This is a genomic window from Thermoanaerobacter sp. YS13 (assembly GCF_000806225.2).
Classification (GTDB): domain Bacteria; phylum Bacillota; class Thermoanaerobacteria; order Thermoanaerobacterales; family Thermoanaerobacteraceae; genus Thermoanaerobacter; species Thermoanaerobacter uzonensis.
This window is the reverse complement of sequence record NZ_JOOI01000001.1, coordinates 1,145,567-1,158,264: the sequence shown is the minus strand read 5'-3', so window position 1 is coordinate 1,158,264 and position 12,698 is coordinate 1,145,567. Positions and strand designations below refer to the sequence as shown.

Below are 12,698 nucleotides of genomic sequence, written 5' to 3'. Positions count from 1 at the left end.
TTAAATAATGGAGATGTGGCGCTTTTTAAAATGTTAAAAGAGGCTATGTTCTATAAAAAGCTAGAGAATAATGTTGTAGAATGTTTGCTATGTCCCCATAATTGCCGTATAAATGAAGGAAAGCACGGAGTCTGCAATGTGAGAAAAAATATAAACGGAATATTAGTGACTGAAAATTACGGAATTATAACCTCTGTAGCAATGGACCCAATTGAGAAAAAGCCTCTTTATCACTTTTATCCAGGCAGATATATATTTTCTGTGGGGACTTATGGCTGTAATTTAAAGTGTAAGTTTTGTCAAAATTGGGAAATAGCACATCAAAAATGGGAGGGAGATTACATCTCTCTCCAAGAATTGATTGCTGCAGCAAAAAGACAAAGAGACAATATAGGGATTGCTTTTACTTACAACGAGCCTTTAATATGGTATGAATATGTACACGATGGATTGATTGAGGCTAAAAAAGAGGGGTTAAAAACTGTACTTGTGACAAACGGATATATAAATTTAGAACCATTAAAAAAGATACTTCCTTATGTAGATGCCATGAACATAGATGTAAAAGCTTATACAGAGGATTTTTATAAAAAGATTGTTGGTGGAAGATTAGAACCCGTTTTAAAGACCGTCGAAGAAGTTTCGAAATATTGCCATGTAGAGGTTACTAATTTAGTTGTTACCGATTTAAATGACAAAGAAGAAGAAATAGAAAACTTAGTAAAATGGCTTTCTCAAATTGACAAAAATATACCATTACATTTTTCAAGATATTTTCCACGCTACAAACTAAATAATCCTCCTACTCCTATTTCTATTCTTGAAAAAGCCTATCAAATTGGGAAAAAGTATCTAGATTTTGTCTATGTAGGGAATGTAATGGGATTTGATAATAATACCTATTGTCCTTATTGCGGCAATTTGCTTGTAGAGAGACAAAACTGGTATGTTAATGTAAAAGGATTGGAAGGCAATAAGTGTAAGAAATGTGGTAACAGTATAAATATAATCAGATAAGAGGGACGGTTCTGTGCGCTGAGAAAAGCTCATGCGTTAAAGCAGGTGCGAATCCTGCCCGGTAAAGCCTAGCCAGCAACCGGTACTTAGCCTTGGGGTATATATGGTGACATATATAGCTAAGCGTAGGCAAAGGAGATAGCAGGCCGAAAATCGAAAGATTGAAGGTGTTGAGCCCCGAAATCCCTAGACAGGAAGGCCGATGCTGTGGAACCGGCAGAAGGCAAAACATTGATATTTGGGATGGCGAGAATAGCAATGCTTCCTCGGGGTCATAGGCCTTGGCATGTTATACAATATTAACGCATAGGGAACTCAGGAGGTCCTGCAACTCCCAGAAAGGGTACGATAAACAAGTGTAAAATACAAGGATATCGGAAGGTTAGCAGGAAGTCGGATTACAGCATAGTACTGATGAAACTGAGTAATGACAGGGGAGGGAAGGCTGTAACATATCATCGACCTCATAAGGGAAACATCAAACACACTGGAGGTGTAACAAGAGATGGAAACAGAACTAACGAGGATAGCGGAAGTCGTAGCAAAACATCCAAGAGACAAACTACAGACACTAGTGCACTTCATAAATGAAGAGACACTAAAACAACAGCACAAGAAAATGACAGGAAACAAAGCACCTGGCATAGACAAAATAACAAAGGAAGAATACGGAGAGAACTTAACAGAGAACATAGAGAACCTAATGGCAAGGATGAAAAGACAGGCATATAAGCCACAGCCAGTTAGGAGAGTATATATACCCAAAGAAGGGAGCGACAAATTAAGGCCATTAGGGATACCAGCATATGAAGACAAACTTGTGCAAGGAATAATGGCAGATATACTAAACATAATATACGAACCAGAGTTTCTAGACATATCATATGGATTTAGGCCCAATAAAAGCGGACATGATGCCCTAAGACAGCTAAACAACATAATACAGGAAAAGAAAGTAAGCTACATAGTAGATGCCGACATAAAAGGATTCTTTGACAATGTAGACCACGAATGGATGATGAAATTTTTAGAGCATAGGATAGGAGACAAGAACTTTCTAAGGATAATAAAAAGATTTCTAATAGCAGGAGTAATGGAAGAAGGTAAATACTATGAAAGCGATATAGGAACACCCCAAGGAGGACACATATCCCCAATACTTGCGAACATATATCTTCACTATGTACTAGACTTATGGTTCGAGAAAAGAATAAAGAAAGCATGTAGAGGAGAAAGCTATGAAATAAGGTATGCAGATGATTTCGTATGCTGCTTCCAGTATAAAGATGATGCAGAGAAATTTTATAAAAGTCTTAAGAAGAGGCTAAAAGAATTTGAACTTGAATTAGCAGAAGAGAAGACAAGAATAATTGAATTTGGAAGATTTGCCGAAGAGAGTAGAAAAAGAAGAGGGCTGGGGAAACCAGAGACCTTTACCTTTTTAGGATTTACACACTATTGTAGCAAAAGTCAAAACGGCAAATTCAGAGTCAAAAGGAAGACAAGCAAAAAGAAATTTATAAATAAAGTCGCCAAGATGAAAAAGTGGCTCAAAGAAAATATGCATGAGCCAGTAAATCAATTAATAAAGCGACTTAACATAAAATTGCTTGGACACTACAGATACTATGGAATCACAGATAACAGTAAAAGTATAGGTAGTTTCTTCTATTTGACCAGGAGACAATTATTCAAGACGCTAAAAAGAAGGTCACAAAAGCATCGATTAAACTGGGATAAATACGAAAAACTTCTGATGAAATTTCCATTAGCAACACCAAAAATCTATGTAAGTATATACTCATAGCTACGATAAAAGTAAAAGATGATATGAAGAGCCGGATGCGTTAATAGCGCACGTCCGGTTCTGTGAGGGGGAGCCGCTGTAAAGTGGCTCTCTACTCGACTTTTATCTGAAAAAATTCAGACAAACGTCGAGTCAGACACCGGGGACGGTTCTTTTTGTCCGAAAATAAAAAGCTCTCCAGAAGATGGGGAACTTTTTGTTTTGTCCTTTTATAGAAGATACTATCTCATCAATGGATGCGATAGAACAATTGAAAATTTTGGTGTCAAATGTAGAAATAAGAGAGAAAAATTTCGTTTTATTCATGACTTTTTATTACAAGCATACTGTCTTCCTTAGAAATTTCCAAATTATAAAACTTTCTGCAGGACTCCATAATCGTCTTTATAAGTTTTTCCTGACCAGTTATTTCGAGTAAATGTATGGATTTAGATAAAGAGTCTTTGTATTCTTCTCTGCCGAGATTGTACTCTGCAATTGCTTTTCTAAAATACAAAAGTCCTAGGCTACTTAAGGTGTTGTTCTTTACACAAGTTTCTATTCCGAGATTTGCATAATGTAGAGATTCTTCAGCAAGAGAAAGGATATGATAGTTATAGGATATATTGTAATATATTTTTATTTTTGTTTCCCATTCCTCTGGTGATAAATTTTCCAAGCAGAACAAAAGCATTTCAAGGCTTTTTTGTACACCTTCTGTTTTTTTGATAATCAAAGCCATATTCATTAAAATTCTAATTTCCATATCGCTGTAGACGAAATCAGTGTAATTAGAAAGAGAAAAGTTGGGAATAGTAAATTCCATCGCTTTTTGAAGCTTTTCCATAGCTTTTTCATAATTTTCATTGATTGTTTTTTCAAAGACAGAGTTAGCGATTAGTAAAAGTTGATTTAATAACTTAGAATAATATAGGCTCATATCACCTTTTTCAAGCAATTTCTTTAACCTATCAATATCATCTCTCAAACTTTCAAAATCTCCGCTTTCAAGTTTCTTTTCTAGAGAGGATTTTATGTCAAAGAAGATAGAATAATCTTTTAATCTGTATTTTAGGAGCAACTCATTTAAATCTTTTTTATAAAGGTGTGAGAAAAGATCTAAAGTTTCCTGTTTGGGTATGACTTTACCGTTTTCAATTTTTCTAAGCGTATCCCTGCTGATGAAAACTTGTTCAGTAACATTGCTTTGGGAAAGCCCCAGAGATTTGCGAATATTTTTAATTTCTTCACCAAATGCTTCTAAATCGTAATAGAATTCATCCATTTTTTAACACCTCATGCCGATTCAAATCGGCTTGAAATTATGTTGGTTATTATCTATTATATAGTTAAAAGAAGGAAATGTAAAGAGCAGGTGAAGATGGAATGAAGAAGAAGATATTAATTATGTTCTTTGTTGTAAACATTTTATTTACATCTTGCCTTTTCAACGTATTAGGAGGGAGGGAGGTGAAATAAATGAAAGATTATATTACTCCAAGACTTATGAAATTACAACGAATTCGTAGTTATCTTGTTGCTAGAAGTGGTTGTGGTATGTGTAAACACGCCTATTTATAAATTTATTATAATTTAAATAAATTTTAAAAGGGGTTTTTATCCCCTTCTCTTTTTTAATTGAAGTTTTTGGAGGGGTATGAATTGTTAAAGAAATTACCATCGCGTTTCGGACTGCTTTTAATAGGTCTCTTTATTACCACACTGGGTGATTGGTTTACTTTTATTGCTTTGTCCATGAGAACTTTTGAAGAGACGGGAATGGGAAAATCGGTAGGTTTATTATTGCTTGCCAAGGTTATTCCCAACGTAATTCTCGGTCCGATTATTGGAGCATGGATTGAAAGGTTTGATAGACCCAAAATATTGTTTTTTTCTTCGGTATTAAGAGGGTTTTTGACTCTCATTTTGGTTTTTGAGAGCAACCCTTTAATAGTTTATTCAATAACTTTTATAAACTCTGTAATCGAGTTAGCTCAAAGTTCCACAATTCCATCTGTAGTTCCAACTGTTGTAAAAAAAGAGCGTTTGGTTTTAGCCAATAGCTATATTGAAATCATCCAAAATATATTAACGGTAGTTGGACCTTCTTTGGCCGGTTTTTTCGCAGTTATATTAAATTACCAGGTTTTAATTTTATTAGATGTAATCAGTTTTTTTATAGCATCTTTTTGTTTTCTTTCCATCGGTTCTATTCGTAGCCCCTTAATAGAACGGAAAGAAAAGGAAACCCATATAGCTATACATAAATATTTTTTAGGATTTCAGAGGGGTGTGTATGTTATATTTCTTTCAACAGGTATTCTTATGGTAGGAGGCGGTATGGTAAATGCGTCAATGTTAGTGTATGTTAGTCGGGAATTCAATACGGGAGCTGTCGGTTTTGGTAGTATTACTGCTACTATAGGTTTGGGGTTTCTTTTAGGGTCTTTTTTGACCATCTGTTTTAGCAAAAAAGGAGTGGATGAACGTTATTTATTTTTAATAGGATTAATCTTTATAGCTTTTGCTACACTCGCTTGGAGTAGTATAAAACTATTTTTCATAGCTATGATTATTGCGATAATAAACGGAATGGGAAATACCCTTTTTAACATTGCGAGTGTAACATTATTGCAAAAATTCGTTCCATCACCGCCGATTTTCTTATTTTCGGTTTATTCGGCAATTGCAAGTGCTGCGTCTGTTATTGGGATGTTGATTGCGACATTAACCATCGATTTTATGGGAGCTCGCCCCATATTTTTTATAAGTGGGTTATTAGCGATAATCTCTTCAATTGTAGCAGTATTTATATTCAAGCCAGATGTAACAGAATATTTGGCCAATGACAAATAGGTTACCATCATCCCCAATAATTCATAGTGTAAAATTATCGTATGTAGTTTTATTTTTATTTTAAACTACAGAGGGTATTTTCTCAATCTTACTGGGGAAAAATCTTTCCTTTTTCGGGTAATTTTATTTTACCACTAACACTTCAGCGCACGTCGAGTAGAGAGCCACTTTACAGCGGCTCCCCCTCACAGAACCGGACGTGCGCTATTAACGCATCCGGCTCTTCATATCATCTTTTACTTTTATCGTAGCTATGAGTATATACTTACATAGATTTTTGGTGTTGCTAATGGAAATTTCATCAGAAGTTTTTCGTATTTATCCCAGTTTAATCGATGCTTTTGTGACCTTCTTTTTAGCGTCTTGAATAATTGTCTCCTGGTCAAATAGAAGAAACTACCTATACTTTTACTGTTATCTGTGATTCCATAGTATCTGTAGTGTCCAAGCAATTTTATGTTAAGTCGCTTTATTAATTGATTTACTGGCTCATGCATATTTTCTTTGAGCCACTTTTTCATCTTGGCGACTTTATTTATAAATTTCTTTTTGCTTGTCTTCCTTTTGACTCTGAATTTGCCGTTTTGACTTTTGCTACAATAGTGTGTAAATCCTAAAAAGGTAAAGGTCTCTGGTTTCCCCAGCCCTCTTCTTTTTCTACTCTCTTCGGCAAATCTTCCAAATTCAATTATTCTTGTCTTCTCTTCTGCTAATTCAAGTTCAAATTCTTTTAGCCTCTTCTTAAGACTTTTATAAAATTTCTCTGCATCATCTTTATACTGGAAGCAGCATACGAAATCATCTGCATACCTTATTTCATAGCTTTCTCCTCTACATGCTTTCTTTATTCTTTTCTCGAACCATAAGTCTAGTACATAGTGAAGATATATGTTCGCAAGTATTGGGGATATGTGTCCTCCTTGGGGTGTTCCTATATCGCTTTCATAGTATTTACCTTCTTCCATTACTCCTGCTATTAGAAATCTTTTTATTATCCTTAGAAAGTTCTTGTCTCCTATCCTATGCTCTAAAAATTTCATCATCCATTCGTGGTCTACATTGTCAAAGAATCCTTTTATGTCGGCATCTACTATGTAGCTTACTTTCTTTTCCTGTATTATGTTGTTTAGCTGTCTTAGGGCATCATGTCCGCTTTTATTGGGCCTAAATCCATATGATATGTCTAGAAACTCTGGTTCGTATATTATGTTTAGTATATCTGCCATTATTCCTTGCACAAGTTTGTCTTCATATGCTGGTATCCCTAATGGCCTTAATTTGTCGCTCCCTTCTTTGGGTATATATACTCTCCTAACTGGCTGTGGCTTATATGCCTGTCTTTTCATCCTTGCCATTAGGTTCTCTATGTTCTCTGTTAAGTTCTCTCCGTATTCTTCCTTTGTTATTTTGTCTATGCCAGGTGCTTTGTTTCCTGTCATTTTCTTGTGCTGTTGTTTTAGTGTCTCTTCATTTATGAAGTGCACTAGTGTCTGTAGTTTGTCTCTTGGATGTTTTGCTACGACTTCCGCTATCCTCGTTAGTTCTGTTTCCATCTCTTGTTACACCTCCAGTGTGTTTGATGTTTCCCTTATGAGGTCGATGATATGTTACAGCCTTCCCTCCCCTGTCATTACTCAGTTTCATCAGTACTATGCTGTAATCCGACTTCCTGCTAACCTTCCGATATCCTTGTATTTTACACTTGTTTATCGTACCCTTTCTGGGAGTTGCAGGACCTCCTGAGTTCCCTATGCGTTAATATTGTATAACATGCCAAGGCCTATGACCCCGAGGAAGCATTGCTATTCTCGCCATCCCAAATATCAATGTTTTGCCTTCTGCCGGTTCCACAGCATCGGCCTTCCTGTCTAGGGATTTCGGGGCTCAACACCTTCAATCTTTCGATTTTCGGCCTGCTATCTCCTTTGCCTACGCTTAGCTATATATGTCACCATATATACCCCAAGGCTAAGTACCGGTTGCTGGCTAGGCTTTACCGGGCAGGATTCGCACCTGCTTTAACGCATGAGCTTTTCTCAGCGCACGGAACCGTCCCCTTTTTTCATTTTTTATTTTTTTGTGACACTATCGTGATAATTTTCATATATTATCTTTAGATTATACTTTTTTGGGGGTAAATAATAATGGATGACATAAAAAAAGAATTTCAAAAGGCAGTTGATGCCTTAAAATATGCGATGGAATTGTCTTTTAAGGAATATAAAAAAGACCCGTCTAAAAAGAATGAAATAGTAAATTTATGGCAAGAGACAATAGGAGAATTTTTACAATATTTTTCTAAAATTAGTGAAAAATATAATGCAAAGGATTTATATAAAGCGATAACAAAAGTTATGATTTTTGGTAAATAACACATTAAATTATATAAAAAATTGAGGGCAAAATATTAATGGAACAAAAGAGAGGAGGAGAGAAGAAAATGGGTATTTTAAAATTTCTTTCCTCCAGAAAGCTTTACTGGGGGATTGGAGCAGCAGCTTTAAGTTTAATGCTCTACCCAAAAGCAAAAGAAAATATGAAACCATCAATAGAAAAGAGCATAGAAGAGATGCAAGATGCTGTTAATAAAGCTATGGAGTTTTTTGACAATAGCAAACAAAAAATAGTTGAAACAGTTAAAAATAAGATGGAAGAATTAAGACAGCAAGGCAGTCAAAAAGAAGAGATGATGCAACAAAAACAACAAGCACTACAGCAATTAGAATACCTTAAAAATAAGATACAAGCTCTTGAAGAGCAGATAAAAACATTAGAATGATAGTTTTGCTCAACCGATAAGGTTGAGCTTTTTCGGTTCACAAAGAGGCGGAATAAATTTGTTTTGTATAAAAACTTAGCAATATGTACATACTGTACATATTGCACATAATATGATATAATGGAGGTGAAAAAGGGGGGAATGAATGAAATGTTTACAGTGAATGCAACAGATGCTCGAAATGAATGGAGTGATTTTATCAATTCGGTCATTCGTGAAAAGCCAAAAATTATTAAGCGCACAAAAGATTATATTTTTGTTTCAAACTTAGAAATGGCAAAAGAAATGTTAAAAGTATATACATTTACAGCAAATATTTTTAAAGAAGAGAATGGGAGTGTAACAATTTCATTAAACGAAATTGATATTGTTGCTAATGGAAAAAACGAAGAAGAAGCTTTAAATCGTTTAGTAAATGATTTAATTGAATATGCAGAAGACTTTTATAACGACTTTCAATATTGGTATTCAGCTCCTAACCGTAAAAAACATTTACCATATATTTTAAATGTCTTATTACAAGATAGTCATGAAGGAGTAAAAAAACTAATAAAATGCCAACGTGGAGAGAATTAAAGCGTTTTTGTGAAAGAGACGGTTGGGAGTTATACAAACAAACGGATCATTATTTCTACGTTAAACGTGATAAAAATGGCAATGTTAGACGGACAAAAGTTTCAATGGGAAGTGGTGAAATTCCAAAATATTTATGGAAAGAGATTTTAAAAAATCAGCTTCAAGTTTCAGAAGAATATTTTAACAGCAAAATATAGTATCGAGGTAAAGTATTTTTACTTCGATGCTTTTTATTTTGTTAGACTGCTTCGGCAGTCTTTTTTAAGTAAAAAAACAAAATTTAAAATAAAAGTATGAAAATTTATTTGTTGCTATTGATTTTTTTTAATTTAGAGGTATAATAGTAAATGTAATGCGTTACACATTTTATTAGATATGTTTCTGAAAATCAATGAAAAATATTATGTAATCTGTTACACAGGAGGTTATAACAGTTGGCGATAATCGTGCAAAGAGGTATAATTTTAATTAGGTGATGATAGATGTTATTAAGTATACAAAATGTAAGAGAAATATACTCAATTAGTCGAAGGACACTTATAAACTGGGAAAAAGAAGGATTAGTTACTCCTCTTAGAACTCCAAAAGGTATAAGAAGGTATAGAAAAGAAGACATAGAGAAGTTATTAGGTATGATAGAAGAAAAACCGAAATCCAAAGTAGTTTTGTATGCAAGAGTGTCCACAAAGAAACAAGAAGAATATCTTAAGAATCAAATTAGAAGGCTTGAAGAATACGCTGATTCCCAAGGATGGCAGTATGAAGTCATATCTGAAATAGCAAGTGGAGTAAATGAAAACAGGAGAGGCTTATTAAAGCTTTTAAATAAAATCAAGAGAGGAGAAGTTGAAAAAGTTGTAATAGAATATCCTGATAGACTAGCGAGATTTGGCTTTGAATATCTTAAATTTTTCATGGAAAGCTTTGGGGTGGAACTTATAGTTTTAAACGGGAAAGAAAATGAAGAAGATGCAAATAAAGAACTAGCAGAAGATTTAATAGCAATAGTCACCTCATTTGCAGCAAGAATTTACGGACAAAGAGGTGGCAAAAAACATGATAGTAATACAGACTAAACTCATTTTCCTAAACCAACAAGACAAACAAATAGTATTAGACTTAATGAGAAGATGGTCGTCTTGTATGAGATTTGCATATAAGAGACTCTTAGAAGGTTATAATAGAAACACATTAAAAAGAGACCTTCAGGGAACATTTGACTTAAACTCAAGATATGTAGATGATGCAATAATAAAAGCAAGAAGCACATTAGAATCCTCTAAAGAATTAGGGAATAATCCAAAGAAAGTAATCTTTGGAGGAAGAAAGTTATTTAAAAAACTACAAAAACGCCATATAAATGGGAAAGAATATCAAAAATTAAAAATTAGGTGGCAGGAGAAGAGAAAAGGAAATCTCTATTCAAGAGGAGATAAAAGCAAAAAAGGAAATCTCAACACAAGAATAGAAGTAAAAGAAAATGGTACTTTCTTAAGGATAAATCTAGGGGAAAGAAAATATGTATATGCCAGAATAGAAGCAGGATATAAAAAGAATAAAAAAAGAGAAGAACTCCTTCAGGAAATTGCCCAATCAAGCATACCCTACTCTGTAGAATTAAAACTTAAAAATGGCAACATATACGCCTATTTTGCTATTGAAGAAGAATATCCAGAAATAAAAATAACAAAAGAAAAAGGAGTCATAGGAATAGATATAAACGCATATCCAGACAACATATCATGGGCAGAAACAGATGAAAAAGGCAATCTAATAAGCTATAATAAAATACCAATGCCAGAGCTTGCAAGTGGAAATAAAAACAAAAAAGAATATTACAGATGGCAGTATGCTCATGAGATAGTAAAAATAGCAAAAAAGAAAGGAAAAGCAATAGTAATTGAAGAATTAGACATAAAAGAAAAAGGTAAAAGAGGAGACTTTTCAGGGAGAAAATCAAGAAGAATAAGACATAACTTTAGTTATAGAGCACTTCTTTCAAAAATAAAAACACTAGCAAAAAGAGAAGGGATAGAAGTAATAGAGGTAGACCCTTCTTATACATCAATAATAGGCATGTTAAAATATGCACCGCAATACATGATAACGAAAGATATAGCAGCAGCCTATGTAATAGCAAGAAGGGGATTAGGACTGCAAGAAAAGATACCAGATAATTATATAAAGTTTCTCAACGCATTGACTGTAGAAGAATTAGAAGAATTAAAAGAGCATGTAAAGAAAACAGTCAAAAACATATATTTAAAGAAAAAACATTTAAGAGAGATAAATAGAGCAATAAAATTTTTACAAAGCCTTGAGAGTGAGCCAAGAAGAGTACTAAGACCTCTGGATGGAACAAGTTTTAGTGCCTATAATTTCTGGCAAGTTCTCAAGGTAGCGGTGGTAACTCCACTCTCCCCTGAGAAAGTACCAAGAGATTTCTCTGCTCTAAAAAAACTATTAATTCATGGCAAGTGGGGAGACCCGTAAAGGCGTGAGTTCCTGTTTCTTGGGGCAGGGGCTATGGGAGTGCTTAAATACCGCCTGCTGGGAATAGGCACTCTCTGAAAGGGCGGACTATAAATAGCCCAGCCTTCTAAACTGGAGAGTTTGTCACAGTTTAGATGACCAGGTTATGATGGCTAATATTAGAGAAGTTGCTAAAAGAGCAGGAGTCTCTGTTGCAACAGTATCAAGAGTTTTAAATGGCAGTGACTCGGTGTCTGAAGAAACAAAGGAAAGAGTATTAAAAGCGATAAAAGAATTAAATTATCATCCAAATCTCCTTGGAAGAAATTTAAGACGTTCTGAAACGAAAATGATATTGGCTTTGATGCCTAATGTCTCAAATCCTTTTTATGCAAGGGTTGTAAAAGGAATAGAAGATGTAGCCCATAAAAATAGTTATAATGTAATGCTTTGCAATACTGATTCTGATATTAACAGAGAAAAGGTATACCTTGAAATTTTAAAAAACAGATTAGCGGATGGCGTTATTTTTATGGCGCCTGTGATGGGAAAAGAAGAATTGACATTGATAGGCCAAAATTATCCTGTCGTTCAGTGTTGTGAATACATAGAAGGAGCAGGCGTTTCATATGTATCTATAGACAATTTTTCTGCAGCTTACAAAGCAGTAAAGCACTTGGTAAGTTTAGGACATAAAAAAATAGGAATGATAAGCTGTGAAAATAACTTTGTATCTACGAAGCAGAGGGAAGCGGGTTATAAAAAAGCTCTTGAAGATTCAGGGATAGAATTTGACGAAAAGCTTATAAAATACGGAGATTACAGCTTTAAAAGCGGAGTAAGAGCAGCGAAACAGCTTTTGGCGATGGAAGAAAGGCCTACTGCTATATTTGCAATCTCTGACATCATGGCTATTGGAGCTATAAGAACGATAAAGGAAGAAGGGCTTAAAGTCCCTGAGGATATAGCGGTTGTAGGCTTTGATGATATAAGCTTTGCTTCTATGTATGACCCTATGCTTACAACTATTTCACAGCCAAAATACGATTTAGGGTGTGTTGCTATGGAACTACTGATAAAACACATGAGTGGCAAATTAGAAGAACCACAGAGGATTTTTTTAGAGCATGAGCTAATAATAAGAGAGTCAACAGTAAAATAAAAAATAAAGTTTTGTCTTAAAAATACAAATTTAAATATAATTAGGGGAGG

The 12,698-nt window shown here is 34.4% G+C and carries 12 protein-coding genes; 10 read left to right on the top strand and 2 right to left on the bottom strand.

Annotated elements, in window-relative coordinates; genetic code table 11:
- Positions 1-15: 15 nt before the first annotated feature.
- Both amrS and ltrA (THYS13_RS05875) read left to right on the top strand, forming a co-directional pair.
- Positions 16-1,017 (top strand): AmmeMemoRadiSam system radical SAM enzyme, encoded by a 1,002-nt coding sequence (gene amrS, locus THYS13_RS05880; RefSeq protein ID WP_153039596.1) that lies wholly within the window; start codon positions 16-18, stop codon positions 1,015-1,017.
- Between the two features lie 505 nt (positions 1,018-1,522).
- Complete coding sequence (gene ltrA, locus THYS13_RS05875) at positions 1,523-2,824, top strand: group II intron reverse transcriptase/maturase (RefSeq protein ID WP_042833565.1); 1,302 nt, start codon at positions 1,523-1,525, stop codon at positions 2,822-2,824.
- Positions 2,825-3,122: 298 nt separating this feature from the next.
- Here ltrA (THYS13_RS05875) and THYS13_RS05870 read toward each other — a convergent pair whose 3' ends face one another.
- The gene (locus tag THYS13_RS05870) at positions 3,123-4,088 is read right to left on the bottom strand and encodes a helix-turn-helix domain-containing protein (RefSeq protein ID WP_042833567.1); all 966 of its coding nucleotides are present in this window, start codon (positions 4,086-4,088) and stop codon (positions 3,123-3,125) included.
- A 377-nt stretch (positions 4,089-4,465) separates the two neighbouring features.
- Here THYS13_RS05870 and THYS13_RS05865 point away from each other — a divergent pair, with 377 nt between their 5' ends.
- A complete protein-coding gene (locus THYS13_RS05865) occupies positions 4,466-5,659 on the top strand; it encodes an MFS transporter (protein ID WP_042833566.1) in 1,194 nt (397 codons plus the stop codon).
- A 251-nt stretch (positions 5,660-5,910) separates the two neighbouring features.
- On the opposite strand, the gene ltrA (THYS13_RS05860) is transcribed toward THYS13_RS05865, so the two are convergent.
- Positions 5,911-7,212 carry a group II intron reverse transcriptase/maturase gene (gene ltrA, locus THYS13_RS05860; protein ID WP_042833565.1) on the bottom strand — a complete coding sequence of 434 codons (1,302 nt, stop codon included), beginning with the start codon at positions 7,210-7,212 and terminating at the stop codon, positions 5,911-5,913.
- A gap of 591 nt (positions 7,213-7,803) precedes the next feature.
- Here ltrA (THYS13_RS05860) and THYS13_RS05855 point away from each other — a divergent pair.
- The 7 genes from THYS13_RS05855 (at position 7,804) to THYS13_RS05825 (ending at position 12,648) form a co-directional block, all read left to right on the top strand.
- On the top strand, positions 7,804-8,031 hold the full coding sequence (locus THYS13_RS05855) for a hypothetical protein (RefSeq protein WP_004404829.1): 228 nt from the start codon (positions 7,804-7,806) through the stop codon (positions 8,029-8,031).
- A 68-nt stretch (positions 8,032-8,099) separates the two neighbouring features.
- Positions 8,100-8,438 (top strand): hypothetical protein, encoded by a 339-nt coding sequence (locus tag THYS13_RS05850; protein WP_004404828.1) that lies wholly within the window; start codon positions 8,100-8,102, stop codon positions 8,436-8,438.
- A gap of 150 nt (positions 8,439-8,588) precedes the next feature.
- Positions 8,589-9,014, top strand: a complete 426-nt coding sequence (locus THYS13_RS05845; RefSeq protein ID WP_003866614.1) for a hypothetical protein — start codon at positions 8,589-8,591, stop codon at positions 9,012-9,014.
- On the top strand, positions 8,993-9,211 hold the full coding sequence (locus THYS13_RS05840; protein ID WP_003869404.1) for a type II toxin-antitoxin system HicA family toxin: 219 nt from the start codon (positions 8,993-8,995) through the stop codon (positions 9,209-9,211). The genes THYS13_RS05845 and THYS13_RS05840 overlap by 22 nt, the downstream gene beginning before the upstream one ends.
- A 285-nt stretch (positions 9,212-9,496) precedes the next feature.
- Entirely contained in the window at positions 9,497-10,090 is a 594-nt protein-coding gene (locus THYS13_RS05835; RefSeq protein WP_042833564.1) for an IS607 family transposase, read from the top strand.
- Entirely contained in the window at positions 10,071-11,507 is a 1,437-nt protein-coding gene (locus THYS13_RS05830; RefSeq protein WP_042833563.1) for an IS200/IS605 family accessory protein TnpB-related protein, read from the top strand. Before THYS13_RS05835 ends, THYS13_RS05830 begins: the two co-directional genes overlap by 20 nt.
- Positions 11,508-11,655: 148 nt before the next feature.
- Positions 11,656-12,648, top strand: a complete 993-nt coding sequence (locus THYS13_RS05825; protein WP_042833974.1) for a LacI family DNA-binding transcriptional regulator — start codon at positions 11,656-11,658, stop codon at positions 12,646-12,648.
- Positions 12,649-12,698 lie beyond the last annotated feature (50 nt).